The sequence below is a fragment of the Ureibacillus chungkukjangi genome (assembly GCF_044795995.1).
GTDB lineage: Bacteria > Bacillota > Bacilli > Bacillales_A > Planococcaceae > Ureibacillus > Ureibacillus chungkukjangi.
In genome coordinates, this window is the sequence record NZ_CP085009.1 from 2,506,156 (window position 1) to 2,528,725 (window position 22,570).

General features: G+C 37.0%; 28 protein-coding genes and 1 other annotated feature. Of the genes, 2 read left to right on the plus strand and 26 right to left on the minus strand.

What is annotated here, in order from left to right; genetic code table 11:
• Nucleotides 1-143 precede the first annotated feature (143 nt).
• Nucleotides 144-461 carry a post-transcriptional regulator gene (locus tag LG296_RS12445; protein WP_107934592.1) on the minus strand — a complete coding sequence of 106 codons (318 nt, stop codon included), beginning with the start codon at nt 459-461 and terminating at the stop codon, nt 144-146.
• Between the two features lie 92 nt (nt 462-553).
• Here LG296_RS12445 and LG296_RS12450 point away from each other — a divergent pair, with 92 nt between their 5' ends.
• Entirely contained in the window at nt 554-2,071 is a 1,518-nt protein-coding gene (locus LG296_RS12450; RefSeq protein WP_107934593.1) for an oligosaccharide flippase family protein, read from the plus strand.
• Here LG296_RS12450 and LG296_RS12455 read toward each other — a convergent pair.
• The 8 genes from LG296_RS12455 to LG296_RS12490 all read right to left on the minus strand — a co-directional run bounded on the left by LG296_RS12455 (nt 2,057) and on the right by LG296_RS12490 (nt 9,548).
• The gene (locus tag LG296_RS12455) at nt 2,057-2,695 is read right to left on the minus strand and encodes a DUF421 domain-containing protein (RefSeq protein WP_107934594.1); all 639 of its coding nucleotides are present in this window, start codon (nt 2,693-2,695) and stop codon (nt 2,057-2,059) included. The two genes, LG296_RS12450 and LG296_RS12455, sit on opposite strands and share 15 nt — an antisense overlap.
• Nucleotides 2,696-2,837: 142 nt before the next feature.
• A complete protein-coding gene (gene yajC, locus LG296_RS12460; RefSeq protein ID WP_107934595.1) occupies nt 2,838-3,101 on the minus strand; it encodes a preprotein translocase subunit YajC in 264 nt (87 codons plus the stop codon).
• A gap of 143 nt (nt 3,102-3,244) precedes the next feature.
• Nucleotides 3,245-4,390: a tRNA guanosine(34) transglycosylase Tgt gene (gene tgt / locus LG296_RS12465; protein WP_107934596.1), complete on the minus strand. Its 1,146-nt coding sequence runs from the start codon at nt 4,388-4,390 to the stop codon at nt 3,245-3,247.
• 89 nt (nt 4,391-4,479) lie between these two features.
• Nucleotides 4,480-5,520 (minus strand): tRNA preQ1(34) S-adenosylmethionine ribosyltransferase-isomerase QueA, encoded by a 1,041-nt coding sequence (gene queA, locus LG296_RS12470; protein ID WP_107934597.1) that lies wholly within the window; start codon nt 5,518-5,520, stop codon nt 4,480-4,482.
• A 17-nt stretch (nt 5,521-5,537) separates the two neighbouring features.
• On the minus strand, nt 5,538-6,542 hold the full coding sequence (gene ruvB, locus LG296_RS12475; RefSeq protein WP_107934598.1) for a Holliday junction branch migration DNA helicase RuvB: 1,005 nt from the start codon (nt 6,540-6,542) through the stop codon (nt 5,538-5,540).
• A gap of 12 nt (nt 6,543-6,554) precedes the next feature.
• On the minus strand, nt 6,555-7,175 hold the full coding sequence (gene ruvA, locus LG296_RS12480; RefSeq protein ID WP_107934599.1) for a Holliday junction branch migration protein RuvA: 621 nt from the start codon (nt 7,173-7,175) through the stop codon (nt 6,555-6,557).
• A gap of 251 nt (nt 7,176-7,426) precedes the next feature.
• Entirely contained in the window at nt 7,427-8,284 is an 858-nt protein-coding gene (locus tag LG296_RS12485; RefSeq protein ID WP_107934600.1) for a phosphotransferase, read from the minus strand.
• 1 nt (nt 8,285) lies between these two features.
• A complete protein-coding gene (locus LG296_RS12490) occupies nt 8,286-9,548 on the minus strand; it encodes a LysM domain-containing protein (protein WP_107934601.1) in 1,263 nt (420 codons plus the stop codon).
• A gap of 146 nt (nt 9,549-9,694) precedes the next feature.
• Between LG296_RS12490 and LG296_RS12495 the strand changes: the two genes are divergently transcribed.
• Complete coding sequence (locus LG296_RS12495; RefSeq protein ID WP_107934602.1) at nt 9,695-10,225, plus strand: transcription repressor NadR; 531 nt, start codon at nt 9,695-9,697, stop codon at nt 10,223-10,225.
• 59 nt (nt 10,226-10,284) lie between these two features.
• Here LG296_RS12495 and LG296_RS12500 read toward each other — a convergent pair whose 3' ends face one another.
• The 17 genes from LG296_RS12500 to LG296_RS12580 all read right to left on the minus strand — a co-directional run bounded on the left by LG296_RS12500 (nt 10,285) and on the right by LG296_RS12580 (nt 22,515).
• Nucleotides 10,285-10,671, minus strand: coding sequence for a thiol-disulfide oxidoreductase DCC family protein (locus LG296_RS12500; RefSeq protein WP_107934603.1), 387 nt, complete (start codon nt 10,669-10,671; stop codon nt 10,285-10,287).
• A 13-nt stretch (nt 10,672-10,684) separates the two neighbouring features.
• Nucleotides 10,685-11,557 (minus strand): prephenate dehydratase, encoded by an 873-nt coding sequence (gene pheA, locus LG296_RS12505; protein WP_107934604.1) that lies wholly within the window; start codon nt 11,555-11,557, stop codon nt 10,685-10,687.
• A gap of 109 nt (nt 11,558-11,666) precedes the next feature.
• Complete coding sequence (locus tag LG296_RS12510; RefSeq protein ID WP_107934605.1) at nt 11,667-12,122, minus strand: ACT domain-containing protein; 456 nt, start codon at nt 12,120-12,122, stop codon at nt 11,667-11,669.
• Nucleotides 12,123-12,163: 41 nt separating this feature from the next.
• Nucleotides 12,164-13,453 (minus strand): GTPase ObgE, encoded by a 1,290-nt coding sequence (obgE, locus tag LG296_RS12515; protein ID WP_107934606.1) that lies wholly within the window; start codon nt 13,451-13,453, stop codon nt 12,164-12,166.
• A 5-nt stretch (nt 13,454-13,458) separates the two neighbouring features.
• Nucleotides 13,459-13,986, minus strand: a complete 528-nt coding sequence (locus LG296_RS12520; RefSeq protein ID WP_107934607.1) for a Spo0B domain-containing protein — start codon at nt 13,984-13,986, stop codon at nt 13,459-13,461.
• A gap of 237 nt (nt 13,987-14,223) precedes the next feature.
• Complete coding sequence (rpmA, locus tag LG296_RS12525) at nt 14,224-14,523, minus strand: 50S ribosomal protein L27 (RefSeq protein ID WP_107934608.1); 300 nt, start codon at nt 14,521-14,523, stop codon at nt 14,224-14,226.
• Nucleotides 14,524-14,539: 16 nt separating this feature from the next.
• Nucleotides 14,540-14,884, minus strand: a complete 345-nt coding sequence (locus LG296_RS12530; RefSeq protein WP_107934609.1) for a ribosomal-processing cysteine protease Prp — start codon at nt 14,882-14,884, stop codon at nt 14,540-14,542.
• Between the two features lie 17 nt (nt 14,885-14,901).
• Entirely contained in the window at nt 14,902-15,210 is a 309-nt protein-coding gene (gene rplU, locus LG296_RS12535) for a 50S ribosomal protein L21 (RefSeq protein ID WP_107934610.1), read from the minus strand.
• A gap of 14 nt (nt 15,211-15,224) precedes the next feature.
• Nucleotides 15,225-15,305 (minus strand) — a sequence feature (ribosomal protein L21 leader region).
• 43 nt (nt 15,306-15,348) lie between these two features.
• On the minus strand, nt 15,349-15,987 hold the full coding sequence (locus tag LG296_RS12540; RefSeq protein WP_235867530.1) for a site-2 protease family protein: 639 nt from the start codon (nt 15,985-15,987) through the stop codon (nt 15,349-15,351).
• A complete protein-coding gene (locus LG296_RS12545; protein ID WP_181417916.1) occupies nt 15,960-16,535 on the minus strand; it encodes a M23 family peptidase in 576 nt (191 codons plus the stop codon). Before LG296_RS12545 ends, LG296_RS12540 begins: the two co-directional genes overlap by 28 nt.
• A 186-nt stretch (nt 16,536-16,721) precedes the next feature.
• Nucleotides 16,722-17,519 (minus strand): septum site-determining protein MinD, encoded by a 798-nt coding sequence (gene minD / locus LG296_RS12550; RefSeq protein ID WP_107934612.1) that lies wholly within the window; start codon nt 17,517-17,519, stop codon nt 16,722-16,724.
• A 1-nt stretch (nt 17,520) separates the two neighbouring features.
• On the minus strand, nt 17,521-18,189 hold the full coding sequence (locus tag LG296_RS12555; RefSeq protein WP_107934613.1) for a septum site-determining protein MinC: 669 nt from the start codon (nt 18,187-18,189) through the stop codon (nt 17,521-17,523).
• A gap of 29 nt (nt 18,190-18,218) precedes the next feature.
• Nucleotides 18,219-18,743, minus strand: a complete 525-nt coding sequence (gene mreD / locus LG296_RS12560; RefSeq protein WP_107934614.1) for a rod shape-determining protein MreD — start codon at nt 18,741-18,743, stop codon at nt 18,219-18,221.
• A complete protein-coding gene (gene mreC / locus LG296_RS12565; RefSeq protein WP_107934615.1) occupies nt 18,744-19,670 on the minus strand; it encodes a rod shape-determining protein MreC in 927 nt (308 codons plus the stop codon).
• Between the two features lie 12 nt (nt 19,671-19,682).
• On the minus strand, nt 19,683-20,702 hold the full coding sequence (locus LG296_RS12570; protein ID WP_107934616.1) for a rod shape-determining protein: 1,020 nt from the start codon (nt 20,700-20,702) through the stop codon (nt 19,683-19,685).
• Between the two features lie 512 nt (nt 20,703-21,214).
• Nucleotides 21,215-21,913 carry a DNA repair protein RadC gene (radC, locus tag LG296_RS12575; RefSeq protein WP_107934617.1) on the minus strand — a complete coding sequence of 233 codons (699 nt, stop codon included), beginning with the start codon at nt 21,911-21,913 and terminating at the stop codon, nt 21,215-21,217.
• Between the two features lie 14 nt (nt 21,914-21,927).
• Entirely contained in the window at nt 21,928-22,515 is a 588-nt protein-coding gene (locus LG296_RS12580) for a nucleoside triphosphate pyrophosphatase (protein ID WP_107934618.1), read from the minus strand.
• Between the last annotated feature and the right edge of the window lie 55 nt (nt 22,516-22,570).

The following is a 22,570-nucleotide window of genomic DNA, read 5'->3' on the forward strand; positions in this document are numbered from 1 at the left end:
ATCATATTAGACTTTAACAACTAGCAATTACTATCGCTTTTCATTTTCTATTAGTTTAAACAACTAAACTAAATAGGACTAGTTTATGTACAAAACTAATTATGAAACACGATTCGCTAGCTGTCAAACCAATGTACATGGTTTTATTTATCACTTTCTACAGTTTTGGACTTTAATAACTCTTGTAATTCGTGGTTACTTATGTCCTCAAACCAATTTTCTGAACGGAATTGCTGGATTTGGAAATAGCTAACAATTTCTGACGGCTTCACTGAATAAATAGTCTCGACTATTTCATATAATCGCAGTTCCTCTACTTTTTTTCGTCTCCATCTTTTCTTGATGCAAAAATTCCAGATATCCTCTAAAGTGATTCCATCATATTCATAGTAATTTATTTCATCCATTTTGCTTTGTAATACTGGTAAAACCTCTTTGTATAGCTGTTCGAACTGAATCATGACAATCCCCCCAACCAATAGTTTTAACTTACTACATTCAAGCATACAAATATTGTATCTGAAATTTCTTGAAATGAGAAGGGATTGAATGAATGAGTTCATTTGTTAAAGGAACTGTTTTTCTAACGTTTGTAATTTTTTTATCTAAATTGTTCGGCTTCATATATAGGATGCAGTTCATGCGGGTGGCCGGAGCAGAAGCTGTAGGTATTTACATGACTGCCTATCCTGCATTTATCTTCTTCGTGTCACTATTACAATTAGGTATACCTATTGCTGTTGCAAAAGTAATAGCTGAGCTCCATGCTAAACGAAGAGATCACCTATTAAAATCAGTTATGACAACAGCCACTAGATGGGCAATTATTTCGATTATCATTTTTACACCGTTACTGTTTTTGTTTATACCATACTTAGCTGGGACACTTTTACATAACGATGCAACAAGACTAACGCTTTATATTGGTTTAGGGGCTGTTCCGATTGTAGTTTTTTCAGCGCTAATAAGAGGGTATTTACAGGGTATTGCTGTTATTTCTGCAACTGCTTGGTCACAGATGCTAGAACAGGTTATTCGTATCGGGTTAATCACTTTACTTCTACCTTTACTTGTTACAGCAGATAACCCTGCTTTAACAGCGGGTTATGCAATGGGTATCACAGCATTTGGAGAGGTTTTCTCATTCATATATCTATACATTCACTATCAATATAAGAAAAAGAAAACAAAGAAATCAGAAGCAGATAAGGCCTATCCTGCGATGCCACTATTAAGAATTGCTGTGCCATCAGCAGGAAGCCGATTATTTGGGACATTTACTTGGTTTTTAGAGCCTATCGTTTTCCTAAAAGCCTTGACCGTTTCAGGGCTTACTGCAGTAGGAGCAACTACCTTGTACGGAATTATTTCAGGTGTACATGTACCATTGCTTTTATTCCCTTCCTTCATTCCAAACGCTCTAGCAATTGTTCTTATCCCAGCTGTCAGTGATGCTGTTGCAAGAAGTAATACTCAATTATTAAATGAACGGATTGGTATTTCTTTACGACTTTCTTCTTTAGTAGGCTGTTATGCTGCCACTTATTTCTTCATCCATGGTGATGAGCTTGCAATGAAGCTCTTCGACTTAGAAGAGAATCGTGGTTTTATGAAGATTTTAGCACCTATATTTTATTTCTATTATATTCAAAGTCCGCTTCACTCTATTTTACAGGCAATGGATGAAGCTCGTCCTGCTATGATGAATTCTATTTACGGTGGTTTAGGAAAGCTATTTGTTATGTTTGTACTAGCCTCTCAACCGTTTATACAAGAATACGGTGCCATTATTGCGATTGGCTTTGGTGTATTAGTTACTTCATTCTTGCATATGGCAACACTACGTGGACACAAAATGATTGCAGCTGGATTTAGATTTTTTGCTATTCCGTATGGGATTTTCATATTAACTTGCTTTTTACAAACCTATCTTATCCCTAAGGTATCATTTAATTTTTGGACAAACAGTGCGTTGACCTTGATTATCTTAACTCTATTATTAATCCTTACAAATCAAATCAAATGGAGTGACTTTAAAGTTTTACGCTCAGTCGTTTCACGTCGTTCTTAGTTGAACATGAAGCTCGTTGTCTTCAAAGCAGCAATAGAAGATATCCTTTATCCTTTTTTCATAGCCCTGTTTTTTAAGTTCACTTAGTAGCCATTCTTTTTCTTTGTTCATAAGCTTTAAATGCTTTTCAACGATATAACCATCCACAATTAGTGGCAGTATCAGTGGATCATCACTTTTTAAAAATATAGATAGTTTCCCTGAGGGTTCTAAAAAGGCATAGTCAATTTGCTGCACTGATGGAACCCTTTCTTCACGCATTTGTTGAAATAAGTCATCTAAATTATATCTCTGTTTTCGCATTTGCTCTTGGTCAATAACACCATCTCTTATAATTAGAGACGGATCTCCATCAATGACATCACGCATTTTTTTACTCTTTAAAGTTAATAAAGAATTGATAAATTGAATGATCAGTAAAATAATAATGGGGAAGATATTTTGAAAGACGGGTTTATCCACATCCTCTAAAGCAAACGCAACACATTCAGCGATTAATACAAAGACTACTAAGTCCATGATACTTAGTTCGCCAACTTCCCTTTTGCCCATAAGACGAAATACAACTAGTATAAAAATATACAGAAATACTGTTCTAATAAGAATCTCAATATAAGTTTCCATATATCCTCACCCTCCACTACTCATTTTGAGCACTAGAGGAAAGAAGTATGCATTGAAAAAGAATTTCTGCAATTTGTCCTAACAGCAAAAAAGCTTACTAAGCTCGGAGCTTGTCCGATTTAGTAAGCTTTTATTTTTGATATTATTTTTCAGTAAGTACTCGACCGATTGCTTGGCGCTCGAATTTTAAACGAGTTTTACCATCAACAAGAATGTAAACTGCAGCATCCTCAATAGCATCAACTTCACCATGTAGTCCACCAATTGTTACCACTTGGTCTCCACGTTTAATGCTGTTTTGCATTTGAGCAGTTTGTTTTTGTTTCTTTTGTGCTGGACGGATTAAAATGAACCACATCGCAACGAACATAATAAGAATTGGAAGTAAACCAACGATTGTATCCATAGTTATATGTCCTCCTTTCTAAATCTCACTTCTTAAGTATAGTATATTTCGAATAGAAAAAGCGATTTGAAACTATTATTTTTATGAAAATAATCACACTTTTTCATATTCTTCAAATTTCCGCCATATTAATAAGCTTATTTTTAGAAATTTTTAGCATTTGGCTTGTTAAATCCGTATTTTTCGAAGAATTCTTCACGGAAATCACCAAGACGATCCTCACGAATTGCTTGTCGAACTTGTTCCATTAATTTTAATAAGAAATGAAGATTATGATATGTTGTTAAACGAATACCAAAAGTTTCTTCTGTTCGAATTAAGTGACGCACATATGCACGAGTATAGTTTTTACATGTGTAGCAGTCACAGTTTGGATCAATTGGGCTGAAGTCGCGCGCATATTTTGCATTTTTCACGACTAAACGGCCTTCTGATGTCATTAGTGTACCATTTCGAGCAATACGAGTTGGTAATACACAGTCAAACATATCAATTCCGCGAATCGACCCATCGATTAATGAATCCGGTGAACCAACTCCCATTAAGTAACGTGGTTTGTTCTCTGGTAATAATGGTGTTGTAAATTCTAACACACGATTCATAATGTCCTTTGGCTCACCAACAGAAAGGCCACCAACTGCGTAACCTGGCAAGTCAAGCTCCACTAAGGCTTCTGCTGAACGTTTACGTAAATCCTCAAACTCTCCACCTTGTACAATTCCAAATAGACCTTGGTCTTCTGGACGTGCATGAGCTTCTTTACAGCGTTTTGCCCAACGTGTTGTACGGTCAACGGAATCTAACATATATTCATAAGTTGCAGGGAATGGTGGACATTCATCAAATGCCATCATAATGTCAGACCCTAGATCATTTTGAATTTCCATTGCTTTTTCCGGACTTAAGAAAAGCTTGTCCCCGTTTAAATGATTACGGAAATGAACACCCTCTTCCTCGATTTTACGGAAGTCGCTTAATGAAAATACTTGAAAACCGCCTGAATCTGTTAAAATTGGACGATCCCAGTTCATGAATTTATGAAGACCACCAGCTTCTTTTACAATATCATTACCTGGACGCAGCCATAAGTGATATGTGTTAGATAGAATAATTCCTGCTTCCATCTCTTTTAAATCTTCTGGTGACATTGTTTTTACCGTTGCTTGTGTTCCTACTGGCATAAATGCCGGTGTTTCAAAGGAACCATGGGGAGTATGTACAATCCCAAGTCGAGCTCCTGTTTGTTTACATGTTTTAATCAATTCATAAGTTACTGCTGGTTTAGTCATTAAAAATTTCTCCTTCTTGTGGTGTAAAAACAGTACACCAATTAGTCTTTAGGTTTCCCCGATTAGTTAATCAAGTTTTCGAAAATAAATTACGAGCGAGCAGGTCGAATAAACATTGCGTCACCAAAGCTAAAGAATCGATATTTTTCTTCCACTGCTCTATTATACGCATTTAAAATAATATCTCTAGAAGTTAACGCACTTACTAGCATTACTAAAGTAGATTTAGGTAGATGGAAGTTCGTAATTAGCCCATCAATAGCTTTATATTCAAAGCCTGGATAGATAAAGATATTTGTCCACCCTTGCTCAGCACGAATCTCGCCCTCGTATTTTTGTGCAATAGTCTCTAAAGTTCGTGTAGAAGTAGTACCAACTGCAACAACCTTACCACCATTTGCTTTAGTTCGATTAATCGTTTTTGCTGCTTCTTCTGTTACACTATAAAACTCAGAATGCATATCATGGCTTTCAATGGATTCTACACTTACAGGACGGAATGTACCAAGTCCTACATGTAAGGTAATAAAGACAATTTCGACGCCTTTTTCTTTAATCTGCTCCAAAATTTCATTGGTAAAATGTAACCCGGCTGTTGGAGCAGCTGCAGAACCAATTTCTTTAGAGTAAACGGTTTGATAGCGTTCGCGATTTTCCAATTTCTCATGGATATATGGAGGAAGTGGCATTTCACCTAGCTGATCTAAAATCTCATAAAAGATACCGTCATAACTAAATTTAAATAGACGACCACCATGATCTAGCTCTCCTGTACAGATTGCTTTTAGTAGCCCGTCACCAAATGTAACTTCTGTCCCAACTTTGACACGCTTGGCTGGTTTAACTAGAGTTTCCCATTCATCATCATTTCCTTGCTTCAGCAAAAGAACCTCGATATGTGCACCTGTTTCTTCCTTGACACCAAAAAGTCTGGCAGGCATAACTCTTGTATCATTTAAAACAAGACAATCCCCTTTTTGTAATTCATCTACAATTTGTGGGAAGTGACTATGTTCAACCTCACCTGTTTTACGATCTACAATCATTAACCGACTTGCTGTTCGGTCTTCTAATGGCGTTTGAGCAATTAGCTCTTCAGGTAAATGGAAATCAAAATCTTCTACTTTCATTTTTACAACTTCTTTCATTATGATTGTTCTGGATAAGTATAACCAAAATGGTCATAGGCTAATTTCGTTGCTTCTCGACCTCTTGGTGTTCTTTGAATAAACCCAATTTGCATTAAATATGGTTCATATACGTCCTCAATTGTCTGGCTTTCCTCACCGATAGAAGCAGCAATTGTATCAAGGCCAACTGGACCGCCTCGGAAGCGCTCAATCATGCTAACCATCAGCTTATGATCGATATGATCAAGTCCTTGAGGATCAACTTGCAGTAATTCGAGTGCTTGGTTGGCTAATGGATGTGAGATAGATCCATCCCCTAACACCTGAGCATAATCACGAACCCGTTTTAATAAGCGATTGGCAATACGTGGAGTCCCTCTGGAACGACGCGCTATTTCTCGTGCAGCCAGTCGATCGATTTCCACATTAAATAATTGACTACTACGTAAAACAATTTCTACTAGTGCCTCTTCATCATAAAAATCAAGTCTCAATAAAACACCAAATCGGTCTCTTAATGGGGCTGATAAGGCACCAGCTCTTGTTGTAGCACCAACTAAAGTAAATGGCGGTAAATCCAAACGTATCGACCTTGCCTCTGGTCCCTTCCCTACTACAATATCTAAGCAAAAGTCCTCCATAGCAGGATAGAGAACCTCTTCTATCGCTCTTGGGAGTCTGTGTATTTCATCTATAAATAAAACATCTCCCGGTTGCAGCGAGCTAACAATGGCTGCTAAATCTCCAGGTCGTTCAATCGCAGGTCCACTTGTTAAACGAATATTTACATCCATTTCATTTGAAATGACTGTTGCTAACGTGGTTTTCCCTAATCCAGGAGGTCCATATAATAATACATGATCTAAACTCTCTTGACGGAGCTTTGCAGCTTCTATGAAAATACTTAAACTTTCTTTTACCTTATGCTGCCCAATATATTGAGAAAGCTTTTGTGGTCTAAGTGATAGCTCATATTGCTCATCAAAATCATTTGATTCACTTGAAATAATTCGTTCGGACATGATTCCTCCTCCTTACTTCATTTTTAGCAACAGCTGCAATGCTTGTTTCATATAGCTTTCAGTTGTCGTAAGCTCGCCATTATCCTCTAAGCTAGGTCTAATTTTCGTTAGCTCCTTATCAGAGTACCCAAGTGCAAGTAATGCTAAGATAGCTTCCTCTAGTTCTTGCTTGTTCGGATTCACGCCAAATAACGGTAATTCATCCTCTGAACTCGGCAATTCTACCTGCTCGAGTAATGAACCAAGCTTTCCTTTTAAATCGAGAATCATCTGTCTTGCAGTCTTTTTTCCTACGCCAGGAAATTTAACTAAAAATGCTTCATCTTCCATTTCAATAGCTGAAATTACTTGTGAAGGATTTCCACTAGCTAAAATAGCTAACGCTCCCTTTGGACCTATTCCTGAAACTTGAATAAGTTTGCGGAATAGCTCTCTTTCATCAAGAGATCTAAAGCCAAATAGCATCTGGGCATCTTCCCGTACATGCATATGTATAAAAATTTGTTGAAGCTCTTCTTTTATACGAAAGGCAAAAGGATTTGGTGTGAATATCTGCCAGCCTAAGCCTTGCTGCTCTAAAACTACATACTCTGGTGTAATACGTTTTATTTGTCCAATTATATAATCATACATCTTCGTTCCCCCACATTCACTGCTATAAATTATAGCATATTGTTCGGTCATACCCCGAACAAATTCAACTGCCTACTCTTTAAAACTAGTTTAAAAATTCGATAGAAGAACACAACTCGACCCTATTAGATCGAGTTGATGTTTTTTCTTCTTGCAATGGTTTTTCGCCAAAAGAAAGACCGTCCTTTTAGACGGCCGAGTTGACTTTATAGTTTATAAATGATTCTTTCATTTTATCATAAAATCCGTTATTAGTGACGGTTCGAATATAATTTTTCAGTTTGTATCATTAATTCAGGCCAATGCCTTAAAGCTTTTTCTGTAAATGGCATTAGATAGTCTAAGAAGGCTTCTCTTTCATATTTGCCTAATTGCAGTACATAAAGCCATTCTCTTAGCAGCTCATTGGGATACTGCAAGTAATTGATTTTCGGCAAGCAAAGATGATATAAAAATGGATTTTCATTTAATAATTTTTCTAGGTCATAATTAATTGTAGGTAATACGCGATGCATCCAAAGAAGCATTTCTTCCGCCGAATCACCTACAACCGCCAAATCAAAATCGATTAATTTCATCTTTTTGTCTTTGCAAATTAAAAAATTGTGATGCACAACATCGCCATGCAACAATGTTAGCTTCCCATTTATTTTATGCTTTTGCTTACGCATTTGTTTTAGTACCCTACTTGCATACAACGTTATATCATAATAAGCATGCTGCAGTATCGGCAGCAGCTCTTTTTCATTGATTAAAAAACGTTCCAATCGAGCATTCCATTTTTGATATAGCTGTTGTCTCGGTAAAATGACCTGGTTGGTCCAATCAATTTTATCTCCTGTGTCATGTAATGCTTTTAGGATTTTGAAGCTTTGTTTTCGATGCGATTCGTTTGAAAAATCTGCACTAAAGCTTCCATGCTGCCAATATTGCACAACTAAATCTTCATCCTTACTTTTAACTAATGGAATAACATATGGAAACTTTATATCCTCAAGTTGACTGTGAATTGTTTTGACCTTTTCTGCAACATTGATATGATCGTATTTTTTTATAAACAACGTCCCTTGAGATGTCTCTTTCTTCCATATATTGCTCTTGATTTGCATTTTAATAATTCCAAGGTTTGTTTTGTGTTAAATAAGGGTTATAAGGATATCCTTGGCAGTTAGGCTGCATCATTTGTTGTGGCAAACCTTGTTGCATATTATATGATCCATAAGGGTTTTGAGGATAAGGATAAGCGCTGTTTCCATAGTTGTATCCATCTTGATAGTAGTTAGCTACTTGCCCATGGTCAGCCATTTGGTCGTATGGGTTATACTCATCAAAAGCTTGTGGTCCTACCTCTGGTTCACAATCCTGTTCAACCATATTTGCTTTCATCTCTGAAGAATCTAGTAACCACTCTGGTAATCCATCATGATGTTCCTCATAGGGACCTTCCATCGCAGGAGCTACATCTGTCATTGGCGCCATATCATAATTTGGCTCGAAATACGGCATTCCATAAGGCATCATTTCTTGTGCAGGATATCCTCCTCCACAGCCACAGTCATGTTGCTGCTGAGGCATTTGCTGGAAGTCAAATGCTGCTTGCTGAAAATGTGGTTGTTCTTGACATCCACATGGGTGTGGTTGATGGAATTGCTGTTCTTGACATCCACATGGGTGTGGTTGATGGAATTGCTGTTCTTGGCAACCGCATGGGTGTGGTTGATGAAATTGCTGTTCTTGGCAACCGCATGGGTTATGGTAATATACTGGCTCATGACCTACACATGGTTGTGGTGGTTGACAGTATACGTAAATAATCTGCGGCTGTACTGGTATTTGAACATACTCTACTTCTTTTTCTACTGTTGTTTCGACATTTGTTTCAACTTGTGTTTGCGGTACTTGAATATAAATCGGCTGCGGCTGTGGCGTCGGTTGTGGTGCTGGTACTGGCGCCGGTAAAGGTTGTGGCTGCTGGAAATGCATTTGTGGCGCAAAATCAAATTGAAATTGCGGCGTCAGTTCTACTTGCGGCGCCGGTTGAGGCATAGGCATTGGTACTGGCTCAGGAATTGGTGCAGTTTCCTTAGCCTTTGGCGCTTCTTTAACAGGTTGAGCTTTTTCGACAGGTTTTGTTTGCTGTACTTTTGGTGCAGTAGCCATTTCTTTCGACATCGGTGCAGTTTGCTGAGCTTTTGTCATTGTAGACTTCAGTGCTGCTGTACCACCTTCAGGTAAAATAATCTCCATACCGGGAACAATATAATCAGGGTTAGCCAAATGCGCATTTAAACGTTTAAGTTCATCAAGCCCAATCCCATACTGTTTAGCAATACGCCAAAGAGTCTCACCTTTTTGAACAATATGAATTCGCACAAACATCCTCCTTTTCTCGTTTTATAATATGTGATTCATATGAAAAGGACACAAAAAATTAAAACGCTTTGTGTAGTTCCTCGTGATAAACTATGAATGATAGAGTGATGTATATACATGAAATTCCATATGAAAGAGGTATTATAATGAAAAAAATGTTAGGCGAGGATCGTCGACATGAGCTACTCCATATTTTAAAAACTAAAAATGAGCCAATCACTGGAACAGACTTGGCAAAACACGCGAATGTCTCTAGACAAGTCATAGTTAACGATATGAATTTACTAAAAGCACGAAACGAACCAATTGTTGCAACAAGTCAAGGTTATGTGTATTTAAAGCGTGAAGATAAATCTGAGGTTTTCGAGCGGAAAATCGTTTGTCTACATACAGCAGAGCAAGCTGAAGATGAAATGTTAACAATTGTAGACTGTGGTGTCACTCTAAAAAACGTGATCATAGATCATCCCGTATACGGTGAAATTACCGCATCCATGATGTTATCAAATCGACACGATGTAAAAAGCTTTCTTCAACGGGTAAATGATACAAAAGCAAATTATTTATCGGTCTTAACTGACGGTACTCATTTGCATGAGATTTCTGCTTCATCTATAGAACTTTTAGATCGCACAGAGCAAATGCTAAGAGAAAAAGGCTACTTAGTTGAAGAATGAAGGCCCAGGCTTTAACTAAACAAAAAGAGTGGGCTTGAAAATTTGAGAAGCCCACTCTTTTAATGTAAAAACCTTTCTAGCTCTTCTTTGGTTGGAATCCGACATTCGGTTTGCTTCATTAGCTTATGGCGATTTTTTGCCACAACATCATAGACAGTATTTCTTAAAAATTTTGGAATGATTAGAAATGGGTACAACAATTTCCACATACCATCTAACCTTCTACAAATTTTTAAAGCTGCTGTAGATTTTACATAGCTACTATTTCCTTCAATGAATATTAGACTGTCAGTTGTTTTCGGTATTTGAAATTCTTCTAACAGCTTTTGCCCAATTTCACTTTGAAGAGAAGCAAATTTAAAATATTTTTTTTGATCTCGTTTTATAATAAATTGAACACTAGTATTACAAAAGTGGCATTCCCCATCAAAAAGTATGATATTCATATCTACCCCTCTTTTACTCTCGTGTTAAAAATGTATAATATGTACCAAGAGATTTCACATTACAGCCAAGTGCAGCTAGCTCTTCCATTGCTCCTTTCATCATCGCTCCATTTTCATCTGCATGTACATCCATGATGAAAAAATACTCCCCTAAACCAGTTTTTAAAGGTCGGGATTCAATTTTACTCAAGTCCAGTTTACGCCAAGCAAATACAGAAAGTACTTGATGCAATGCCCCTGAAACGTTTACTGGCAATGTAATCATCAACGTCGTTTTCGCTTTTCCCTCTGAGTGATCGACTGGAAGACGGGTATTACTTTTTGATAGAACTAGGAATCGCGTATGGTTAAACTGAAAATCATGAATATTTTTTTGTACAATCTCTAAATCATATTTCTCTGCGGAAGAGACATTACCGATTGCAGCAATACAACGGTCTGGATTTTCTGATACCAGCTTTGCGGCTGCAGATGTTGAAGAATAACGCTGCAAAGGAACTGAGCTAAAACGATAATACAAGTATTTATGACATTGCGCGAGAGCGTGAGGATGAGAATAAATTTCTTCAATGCTTTGCCAATTGTCTTTTTGATTTTTGTGTACCATTAAATGCTGTTGAATTTTCGATAAGCAATCGCCAACAATATATAAATCGGCTTCATGATATAAATAATCTATCGTCAAGGTTACCGTACCTTCTATTGTGTTTTCCAGCGGTACTACTGCTAGGTCTACTTTTTCCTCAGATACCGCCTCGATGCACTCAGGTATCGTTGAAAAAGCCTCAAGCTCCTCATTAGGAAATAAACTCTTTGTCGCCAAGTATGTAAAAGAAGCTTCAGGCCCTAAATACGCAATCCTTTGATGTCTCTCTCCATTCCTCAATCTTTTCTCCCCCAAATTCTAACAAGTGTCATTTTTCAATCTTTTCTATATTGAAAAAGAGAGAGCAATATTAAGTCTTTGCTCTCTTCTTTATTGTACTACTTTTAAGTTAAAGTGCACCAGAACTGATTACTTCTGCTGATTCAACAAATTCTAATTTTTTTAGTTGTTGAATGAGTTCATCAAGTTCGTATACCATGCTCGTTACGTCTAAGGATAGCGTTACATTCGCTCTGCCCTGAATAGGGATAGTTTGATGTATCGTTAAAATATTGCACTGTGCTACCGTAATAATCTCTAACAGACTTGCGAGTGTTCCTTTTTCATCTTGCAATTGTATAAAAATCGTTAGGATTCGTTCGCGTACAATGGAGTGAAAAGGAAAAACGGCATCTCGATATTTATAAAATGCGCTTCGCGATAAATCCACTTCTTTTACCGCATCCCAGATTGAAGAAACTGCTCCACTTTGTAATAGATGCTTCGCTTCTAAAGTTTTTTGCATAGCATCTGTTAGCACATCTTCCCGAACTAAATAATACCGTTGATTGGCAACGTTTTTCATGCTCTCCCCCCAAAATCTTCTACGATCCAAAATCTATAAGGTTATTCTATAAATTCAAATTCGAATTCCATTAGGCGGACGATATCTCCATCTTTTGCTCCACGCTCACGTAAAGCATCGTCTACACCCATACCACGTAATTGTCTTGCAAATCGACGAATACCATCTTCACGACTGAAATCAGTCATTTTGAATAGACGTTCGATTGAGTAGCCTGACAGTACATAAGCCCCGTCATCATCACGAGTAATTTCGAAGTCGTCACCTTTTTTCTCATATTTATAAAGTACAGTTGCATCACTATCCTCCGCAACCACATCATTTAATTCGAAGTGAGGTGTAACTTCAAGTAAGTCTGCGATTTCAAATAATACAGGTTTTAAGCCTTGTCGTGATACAGCAGAAACTGGGTAAACCTTAACAGAATCTCCAATTTTTTCTTTAAATCCTTTTAGGTTTTCTTCAGCATCTGGCATGTCCATTTTGTTTGCTACAACAATTTGTGGTCGTTCTGTTAAACGTAGGTTGTATTGTTTTAGTTCTTCGTTGATTGTTAAAAAGTCATCATATGGTTCACGGCCTTCCATACCAGACATATCGATAACATGAACAATTACTCTTGTTCTTTCGATATGACGAAGGAATTGCATCCCTAATCCAACACCCTGATGTGCTCCTTCAATCAATCCAGGTAAATCTGCCATTGCAAAGCTTCGTCCATCTTCAGTTTCAACCATCCCAAGATTAGGAACAATTGTTGTAAAGTGATAAGCACCAATTTTTGGTTTAGCAGCAGACACTACAGATAGTAATGTTGATTTACCTACACTTGGGTACCCAACTAACCCTACATCAGCTAGTACTTTTAATTCTAATATAACATTTAAGTCTTGTCCTGGCTCACCTTTTTCAGCAAGTTCAGGAGCTGGGTTTGAAGGTGTTGCAAAGCGGCTATTCCCACGTCCGCCACGCCCGCCACGTGCGATAATGGCAGTTTGTCCATGCTCAACTAGATCAGCAATAACAGCTCCAGTTTCTTCATTCATAACTACTGTACCTGGTGGAACTTTTACCACTAGGTCACCAGAGTTTCTTCCGTGCATCCCCTTGCTCATTCCATGCTCACCACGGTCAGCTTTAAAATGACGTTGATAACGGAAATCCATTAGAGTTCTTAGTCCTTCCTCTACTAGGAAAACGACATTTCCTCCATTTCCTCCATCGCCACCTGCTGGTCCACCATTTGGTACATATTTTTCACGACGAAAGGCAACCATACCGTCCCCGCCGTCTCCACCTTTGACAAAAATCTTGACGTGATCGACAAACATTACATTCACTCCTGTTCTATGCTCAAAGCATATTTCCACTCATTAGTAGTTTGCTCATATGTTTGAACCTTTAAATTGTTATTCTCTTCATGATCGAAAATTTGAGCTTCCCACTTCCCTTTCAGGTCAAAAAGCAAAGTGAATTCGTTCTCATTTGATTCGATTGAGATCTCTAGCTGTTGTTCTGAAAAAGGATCTAGAGTATCGTATACATGAATAACTGTCTTTTCTAAGTATTCTACAATTTGCTCATCATTTTTCATATCAATTGGAAAAGATATATTACTATTTATGGTAGTTTCAAATGCTTGAAATCTCCATTGTATAGTTTGTAGCCATTCCCCAGTTTTAGGTAATTTTAGTTTATTGATATTTGAAAGAGTCTTACTTTGCTCTGAAAATTTTTCAATCAGCGATTTTGCTTCTTCAATTCTACCCAGATCTAAATTCATTTTTAATAATTGAATTTGATTCATATAATCATGATTAGCAAATCTTAAAACATCATTAACCGAAAGTGTTGAAGTTTTCATAGTTAACCTCCAAACTTAAATAGAAAAATTCTACCAATATGTTTATTAGTATAACAAGTTTTTCTATTTTTCGCTTTTGTTTGCTCTAAAGCGTGTAGTAATACTATAAGAAAATTTCAGATATCCATAGATATGTACCAGTAAATTGTATAAATCAAAAGGAATTATATTAGCATAACTCCTCCAATAAATGAAAAAGGACTGCTGGCTAGCAGTCCTTTTTGATAATATATACTATTAAGCTTCTTGAGCTGCAGGGTATACACTAACTTTTTTCTTGTCGCGACCTAAACGTTCGAATTTAACAACACCGTCAACTTTAGCATAAAGTGTGTCATCTCCACCGCGGCCTACGTTTGTACCTGGGTAAATTTTTGTACCGCGTTGACGGTAAAGAATTGAACCACCAGTTACGAATTGACCATCAGCACGTTTAGCACCAAGGCGTTTTGACTCAGAGTCACGTCCGTTCTTTGTAGAACCTACCCCTTTTTTCGAAGCGAAAAATTGAAGGTCTAAAGAAAGTAACAATTTCATATCGTTCCACCTCCTACTAGGCTACTTGGTTGTAGTTAATTTTGATATATTGTCCATAAGTTTGAACCATCGAGTAAACTTGAGCTGTCATAACTTGGACAATAAGTTGTAATTTTGCATCGACTTCTGCGTCAATATCAGTAGGAAGATCTACACGAAGATAGCCTCCACCTTCTGTTGCCTGGTCGATTTTCGGCTCGATTTGTAATAATGCATAAATGGCATTTACAGTACCAATGGCAATTGTAGATGCACCTGCACATACTAAATCCTTACCTGTTTGATCGTACTCGGCATGACCTGAAAATTCGAATGCAGAAACATGTCTATTTTCATCGTGATGAATTGTAACAGTTATCATTTCATTCACCTCGACTCTTAAGCGTTGATAGTTTCAACTACTAATTTAGTGTAAGGTTGACGATGACCTTGTTTACGACGGTAGTTTTTCTTCGCTTTTAGTTTGAATACAGTAATTTTTTTCGCGCGTCCTTCTTTTACAACTTTCGCTGTAACAGTAGCACCTGCAACAGTTGGAGCTCCAACTTTTACTGTTTCTCCACCTACGAATAAAACTTTATCAAAAGTAACTACTTCGTCAGCTTCAACACCTAGTTTTTCAACATAGATCTCTTGTCCAGCTTCTACTTTGATTTGTTTTCCACCAGTTTCGATAATTGCGTACATTAAAATGCACCTCCTCTTAGACTCAGACTCGCCTGTAACGAAAGGTGTTCGAAAATCGACACTTTAAAACCTTCCCAGAGCGGTTGTAGCACGGGTGCTACAAACAATAACATTACAATACTATCATAGGATAGAGTTTCAAGTCAACCGTTTAATAACATGTTTCTCAAATGCAAAACGGTATTTTCTAAATCGCCAAGCATTCACGATTTGTATAAATAAAAAGATACTCAGTACGAGTAAAAATAAAGTTTTTGGTAATAAAATAAACGTAATAATAACAGTAAACGTAATTAATATGAGTGAAATCGTTAAATATAATTCGACCATTCGAATGCGTGGGCAAAAAATATGAATAAGTGCCATAATAATACGACCACCATCCAACGGCCAAATGGGAATGAGATTAATTCCAAGTAAAACAATTTGAATTTTCAATACCAAATCGGCTAACAAAGGATCGAGAAACGGTGTTACCGCAATACAACAAAGTGTGGCAATCGGTCCACCAAGTGCAATAATCAGTTGCTTTTTAGGAGCAATTGTATTACCACCCTTTAGTTCAATTTCTCCTCCGTATGGCATTATAACACATCGCTCTACCTTAACCTTACAAAAGAAGGCAGCAAGGATATGTCCAACTTCATGAATAATTAAAGATGATAATATTAGAGCATAAAAAGAAACATTCCCATATAACACAATGGTAAACAGAATCGGCAAAAATAATGGATGAATGGTCATACGCATCATGATTGCGTATGCTCTTTCATCCATTCTAAAGTTTCCTCTAGGTTTAATACCTTGCCGCCTTCTTCTATTTTTATATATAAATCCCCAGGTTCCTTATTTGCAAGGGTCCCCCCTCGTTCTATTGATGTATAGGGCAATAATGAAAACGAATCCACATTTCCATATGTGACAGTAGTATCATTCTCATAGTAAACGGATATTGTTTTGCCCGTGTGTTTTGTATGACCTGTATATACAACAAGACCATTTTCGATAGCAAGAATCGGAATTGCTTCTTCAAATGTTAACAAGTAACCATGGTCATACGCTTTTACAGAAACAAAGGACAACAGCTCTTTGTTTACCGTTTCTGATGAGACCGTGATTTTCTCAGCTGCATCCTGACCAAATACTTCTCGTAACACATTTCGCATAATCGTTAGATCTTCAGAGCTATAGACAATTTTTTTCACATCTACTGCTAATTCTCCTCTCTCCTGGAGTTGCGTACCTAATATGACGACCCCGCAGAGAACAATAGCCGCTATCCATTTCCATTTCTTGTTCACTACCTCATCCATTCTCTTTTTCATAGTATATGAAAAATATAAAAATACGATTCTAGTGGAAATGAAAAGATACTGTCCGATTAAGTCGAAACAGTCAATAAAATTATTTCCAAGCCACGTATTTAAAAGAACACCTAAATATAAAAACAAAAAACTGCAGACATACTCGAAATTTTTCGAGTCCATCTACAGTTTGCAATACACTTAGCTCTATTTTGAGAAGATAGAAATAAATTTTTTAAACATGCCCTTAGAATTATCTTCGATAGACATTAAAGGAACCGATTCCCCTAGTATTCTTCTTGCGATATTTCGATATCCCAAAGAAGCCTTACTATTTGGATCCATGACGATAGGTTCACCTTTGTTAGATGAACTGATAACATCCTCACTATCAATCACAATCCCTAATAAATCAACAGATAAATGCGTTGTAATTTCATTAATATCCAATGCATCTCCGGTTTTCATTAAATCTTTACGAATACGGTTAATAATCAATTTTGGTGGTTCAATATTTTCCTGTTCAAGTAGTCCGATGATACGGTCTGCATCTCGAACAGCAGAAATTTCAGGAGTTGTTACGACAATAGCACGATCAGCACCTGCTACTGCATTTTTATAACCTTGTTCAATACCCGCAGGACAGTCAATTAAAACATAATCATATTCACGCTTTAACTCGTCTACTAAACTCTTCATTTGCTCTGGATTTACGGCATTTTTGTCCGTTGTCTGAGCAGCAGGCAATAAAAATAGTTTCTCATCAACTCGTTTGTCCTTAACTAACGCTTGATGAATCTTACAGCGACCTTCTACGACATCGACTAAGTCATAGATAATTCGATTATCTAAACCTAACACTAAGTCTAAGTTACGTAAACCAATATCTGTATCTACTAAACATACTTTTTTCCCTTGAAGAGCCAATGCAGTTCCCAGATTGGCAGTTGTTGTTGTTTTACCTACTCCGCCTTTACCTGAAGTTATTACGATTGCTACACCCACATTAGCTTCCTCCTTTAATCGTACTTAATAATGGACGTATTTTTCTTACTTCTTGTACTCGTTCATATGAAATTATGCCATCTCTATTAATATATGCAAAGATTTGGTCAGCATTTTCTTTAACAAAGGGTTTTTCGTTGGACATAACTTCGATCTGATCATCAATTAAAACGTGAGTAGGTTCAAAATGTGATGCAACGACTATCGCCTCTTTGTTTCCATTTACACCTGCATGGGCAATTCCTTTTAAATTCCCTAGAACATAAATACTTCCACCAGCTTCAATTTTACCATTTGGATTTACATCACCAATAACAACAATATTTCCATCAGTTTTTACTATTTGACCAGAGCGAATAATCCCTATATAGGTTTCACTCTGATCCGTAAGTACTTTCTCATTACTTTCTTCAATTGTTATAACATCACTGTGCACTTTTGAAACGTGCATATTACCAGGGCCTTCTACAATTGCGATGAGTTCTTTTTGCTGCGCACTCAGTAGGTAGCGATTTCCAAGATGTAGTTGTACATCAACTTTTCCATCGATTCCACCTTCTAATACCTTACGTTCAAGTTCTTCCACTAGTTCTGCGTAGGCGCACTGATCATCAAGCCGAAGTACCAACCCCGCTTTAGTCCCCTTTATATGGACAAGCTGTTTATTCATAAAAAAGCGACACCTCACGCCAAGTCAATTTAAGAATTATCTCGGGCACGCTGTAACAAACGCGCATTGATTAAATATTTAAATGCCCAACCAAGCATTATTAAGAATAATAGGTTCGCGATTATAGTTGGAAGTAATCGGTTGCTTAAAAAATCGCTCACCGGTATTGTTGTAAACTGAATAAAAGAAAAGAAGTAATACAAAAAAGCTTCCATCAAAGCTACTAATACAACGGATAATATTGTTGTTACACTTAGATGCTGGTGGATAAATTTTACAGTTGACCCAGCAACAAAGCAAACAAGTGGATATAAAAAGGAATATAATCCAATAATATCAATGTAAAACACATCATACAAGAGCCCAAAAATTAATCCGTATAAACAGGCTCTTTTTTTGCTGTAGTAGATGGAAATAAAAATAAGATAGAGAATAACAAAGCGCGGTACTAATATCAGTGTTTGGTCTCCCCAACTGATTGGTGAAAACAATGCAAACTCTGGCTCTAACAAAAATAAAACAACTGCTACAAAAGGTATCAAGAATCGTATCATTTATTCTTCACCTTCAATAGTATCAGTAGTTTCACTTTCAGTACCATTTGTTAAATCTGCATTCGTACCCGTACCATCAGAGCCGTTTACGGAAACGGACGTTCTTTTGGCAATGATTACATCCTCTAGCATAGAGAAGTTTGCAGCTGGTTTAACATAAGCCATTTTAGTCAGGCCATAATCATCTGTTGTTACTTCTGTTACTTCACCAATTAAGATTCCTTTTGGATATATCCCACCTAAACCAGACGTCACCACTTGCTCGCCCTCTTTTACCTTAAAGCTAGAATCGATTCTCTTTAGTATTAATTCATTACGTTCAGCGTCATATCCTTCTATTAAACCAAAAACATCCGAATTTTCTCCTTGAACCATCGCAGATACTCGATAATTCGGATTATTTGAGTATAACAACTCAACTTCTGAAGTAAATGGCGTCACTAAACTAATTTTACCGATTAAGCCGTTCGCAGTCATGACAGCCATATTTAGTTGAACACCATGAGATGAACCTCTGTTTAAAATAATTTTCTCTTCCCATTGGTCTGGGTTTCGAGCAATCACCGTTGCTTTTAGTGGGTCGAAGTCTTTTAAACTATCCTTTTTGTCTACCAGTTCTTTTAAAGATTCATTTTCAGATTGCAATGTATTAACTTCTGCTTGAAGTACAGCAAAATCTTCCAAACGCATTTTTAAACGTTTATTTTCTTCGTACGTATTTAGTAAAGAATTAATATCATTAAAAATACCTGTTATGTAATTAGCAGGCTTTGCAACAAGGAATTGAGCAAAGCCAACTGTGTCTTTAATAAACTGTTCGGGAACGCTTGCGTTTTGTCGATCTCGTAAAGAGAAGCTAATCAATGCCACAAGGAAAATTGTGCCAACTAGTAGCAGTATTAATTTCTTGTTCGTAAAATGTGGCATTGCGAATCCTCCTTACCCTTTCATCTGTTGGGAACGAACTAAATCGATATGGTCTAACGCTTTACCAGTACCAATCGCTACACAATCCAGTGGATTTTCTGCGATAAATACAGGCATATTTGTTTCGTCACTGATGACTTTGTCGAGGTTACGAAGAAGTGCCCCACCGCCAGTTAGAACGATTCCTCTTTCCATAACGTCCGCGGAAAGCTCTGGAGGCGTTTGTTCTAATGTTTTCTTCACGCCATCTATAATAGCTGATATTGCTTCTTTTAAAGAATCTGAAATTTCCTCTGCAGTAATTTCAATTGTTTTTGGTAATCCTGTTAGCAAATCACGTCCACGGATATCCATTTTTTCGTTACTGTCATCAACTCGAGCAGTACCGATTTCGATCTTAATCTTTTCGGCAGTTCTTTCACCGATTGTTAGGTTATAAGTTTTACGGATATAGCTGATAATGGAATGATCCATTGCATCGCCACCGATACGAACTGACTCGCTTGTCACAATACCACCCAATGAGATTACGGCTACCTCTGTTGTACCACCACCGATATCAACTACCATTGAACCAGTTGGATCCCATACAGGTAAATCTGCACCAATCGCAGCTGCGAATGGTTCTTCAATTGTAAAGGCTTCCTTTGCACCAGCTTGTCTAGAAGCATCGATTACTGCACGTTGTTCTACTGATGTAATACCATAAGGTACACAAATCATAACATTTGGCTTTTTCCAATTAGAGCCAGAATTTTTTAAAGCTTGTTTTAAATAGTACTGAATCATTGAAGTTGTAATATCAAAATCAGCAATTACGCCATCCTTCATCGGTCTAATGGCTACAATTGACCCAGGTGTACGTCCAATCATATTTTTCGCATCATTACCAACAGCAACAATGTCTCCTGTTTTCGTATTTTTCGCTACTACTGAAGGTTCACGTAATACAATCCCTTTTCCTTTAATGAAAACTAATGTATTCGCTGTGCCAAGATCAATCCCGACATCTTTATTTCCTAATCCAAACAAATTTAGTACTCCCTTTCTTTTTTAAGCAAACTATTAAAGCGCTTAAAATCATAAGAATTATTATAGCTGATAAGCTCGAAAATTTATAGTGTCACATGTACTGTTCTACCATATTTCTCTAATGATTTAATTTTACACGGATACGCGAATTTATATTTCGTAGTTATCCGCATAAGAAAACTCATCAATTTTCGCTATTCCGGCGATAAATCGTGATTTCTAATCGACATTTTTCATTTTATTTCGATTTTGCCCTTGAAACAAATAAAATAATTATGTAAGTTTTTACATTCATGTAACAAGTACTCCATAGAAATGACGAAAATCCACGAAATAGGTTCTCTGATATCAAAATGAAATATTAAAAGTATAAAATTACAAATTACGAGCTCTTCTTTAATTCTTTTGTAACAACAATGTCATTTGTTTGTTAAGCTATTTTATTTTAATTTACCCCCAAAAAAGTCGAATATCCATAAAAACGGACATTCGACTAAAACTCTTTATGAAAGTTACATATATCCTTTTTCCTTTAAGCTAATGAATTGATGATCACCGATAATTACGTGGTCAATCAATTCAATGCCAATAATATATCCTGCTTCTTGCAGCCGTTTCGTTACCTCAATATCTTCTGGACTCGGTGTTGCATTACCTGATGGATGATTATGGCTACAAATAATAGATGCTGCCGAACGTTTGACTGCTTCTCGGAAAATCTCGCGAGGATGAACAATACTGGAATTTAAGCTTCCTATGAAAATTGTTTGCTTGTGCATTACTTGATTTTTCACATTTAAAAATAAAACCACGAAATGCTCTTGTTGAAGAGAAGACATTTCAGGCATCAAATACGTTGCTGCATCCTGCGGAGAACGAATGGTAAACCGGTCATCGACTTGTTTTTGAGATAATCGTCTACCTAGCTCAACTGCAGCTAGCAGCTGGACTGCCTTCGCTTCACCAATTCCTTTGATCGACATGATTTCTTCAATTGTCGCGTGCTTTAACTCATGTAACTTTTCAAAATAAGTTAATACACGATTAGCAAGAGTTAACACAGACTCCTGCTTTGAACCTGTACGTAATAAAATAGCTATTAATTCCTGGTTAGATAAACTTTGGGCGCCTTGTCGAATTAACCTCTCCCTTGGCCGGTCCTCTACATGTACATCACGTATCATAAGCTCGGGAAATGGGGCAATCGTCATTCATTTATCACTTCCTACAGTTTTAGAATGTTTAGTGCTATGAGCTTTTCGAACAAGCTAGCTAATGGTAAACCTACTACATTGTTATAATCTCCAACAATATGATCCACAAAGAGTACGCCATCAGTTTGAATCCCGTAGCCCCCTGCTTTGTCAAAAGGATCACCAGTTTCTACATAGCTTTCAATTAGCTCTTTCGATAGTTTTTTAAAATAGACTTTTGTTTCTTCAACAATGACTTCCTCTGTGCCATCTGCTTGAATAATGACAACCGCCGTCATTACTTGATGAACATTCTCAGATAGTCTTGTTAAGTGAGCTATTGCTTCTTCTTCATTTTTGGGCTTATGTAGTAATGTGTCTTCAAAGACAACTACTGTATCTGCACCAATGATTGTTTTGCCCTTCCCCTTTTTTGCTACATCACGTGCCTTTAACAACGCAACTTCACGTACATATTCTTTCATTGTTTCAGCTTGTACAGACGTTTCCTCTACATTACTTGTGATGACTTCAAAGGGGACACCTAATTTTGAAAAGAGTTCCTTCCTTCTAGGTGATGCAGATGCTAAAACAAGCTGATGATTCGTATCAAAATTCATATCCATTCCTCCTACTTCTATGATAGCCGAGGAATGGAATTTTGAAAAATCCTTC

Coding starts and splice junctions, on each gene's coding strand:
- LG296_RS12445 (WP_107934592.1), bottom strand. CDS start 461: ATGATTCAGTTCGAACAGCTATACAAAGAGGTTTTACCAGTATTACAA.
- LG296_RS12450 (WP_107934593.1), top strand. CDS start 554: ATGAGTTCATTTGTTAAAGGAACTGTTTTTCTAACGTTTGTAATTTTT.
- LG296_RS12455 (WP_107934594.1), bottom strand. CDS start 2,695: ATGGAAACTTATATTGAGATTCTTATTAGAACAGTATTTCTGTATATT.
- yajC (WP_107934595.1), bottom strand. CDS start 3,101: ATGGATACAATCGTTGGTTTACTTCCAATTCTTATTATGTTCGTTGCG.
- tgt (WP_107934596.1), bottom strand. CDS start 4,390: ATGACTAAACCAGCAGTAACTTATGAATTGATTAAAACATGTAAACAA.
- queA (WP_107934597.1), bottom strand. CDS start 5,520: ATGAAAGTAGAAGATTTTGATTTCCATTTACCTGAAGAGCTAATTGCT.
- ruvB (WP_107934598.1), bottom strand. CDS start 6,542: ATGTCCGAACGAATTATTTCAAGTGAATCAAATGATTTTGATGAGCAA.
- ruvA (WP_107934599.1), bottom strand. CDS start 7,175: ATGTATGATTATATAATTGGACAAATAAAACGTATTACACCAGAGTAT.
- LG296_RS12485 (WP_107934600.1), bottom strand. CDS start 8,284: ATGCAAATCAAGAGCAATATATGGAAGAAAGAGACATCTCAAGGGACG.
- LG296_RS12495 (WP_107934602.1), top strand. CDS start 9,695: ATGAAAAAAATGTTAGGCGAGGATCGTCGACATGAGCTACTCCATATT.
- LG296_RS12500 (WP_107934603.1), bottom strand. CDS start 10,671: ATGAATATCATACTTTTTGATGGGGAATGCCACTTTTGTAATACTAGT.
- LG296_RS12510 (WP_107934605.1), bottom strand. CDS start 12,122: ATGAAAAACGTTGCCAATCAACGGTATTATTTAGTTCGGGAAGATGTG.
- obgE (WP_107934606.1), bottom strand. CDS start 13,453: ATGTTTGTCGATCACGTCAAGATTTTTGTCAAAGGTGGAGACGGCGGG.
- LG296_RS12520 (WP_107934607.1), bottom strand. CDS start 13,986: ATGAAAACTTCAACACTTTCGGTTAATGATGTTTTAAGATTTGCTAAT.
- rpmA (WP_107934608.1), bottom strand. CDS start 14,523: ATGAAATTGTTACTTTCTTTAGACCTTCAATTTTTCGCTTCGAAAAAA.
- LG296_RS12530 (WP_107934609.1), bottom strand. CDS start 14,884: ATGATAACTGTTACAATTCATCACGATGAAAATAGACATGTTTCTGCA.
- rplU (WP_107934610.1), bottom strand. CDS start 15,210: ATGTACGCAATTATCGAAACTGGTGGAAAACAAATCAAAGTAGAAGCT.
- LG296_RS12540 (WP_235867530.1), bottom strand. CDS start 15,987: ATGGATGAAAGAGCATACGCAATCATGATGCGTATGACCATTCATCCA.
- LG296_RS12545 (WP_181417916.1), bottom strand. CDS start 16,535: ATGAAAAAGAGAATGGATGAGGTAGTGAACAAGAAATGGAAATGGATA.
- LG296_RS12555 (WP_107934613.1), bottom strand. CDS start 18,189: ATGAATAAACAGCTTGTCCATATAAAGGGGACTAAAGCGGGGTTGGTA.
- mreD (WP_107934614.1), bottom strand. CDS start 18,743: ATGATACGATTCTTGATACCTTTTGTAGCAGTTGTTTTATTTTTGTTA.
- mreC (WP_107934615.1), bottom strand. CDS start 19,670: ATGCCACATTTTACGAACAAGAAATTAATACTGCTACTAGTTGGCACA.
- radC (WP_107934617.1), bottom strand. CDS start 21,913: ATGACGATTGCCCCATTTCCCGAGCTTATGATACGTGATGTACATGTA.
- LG296_RS12580 (WP_107934618.1), bottom strand. CDS start 22,515: ATGAATTTTGATACGAATCATCAGCTTGTTTTAGCATCTGCATCACCT.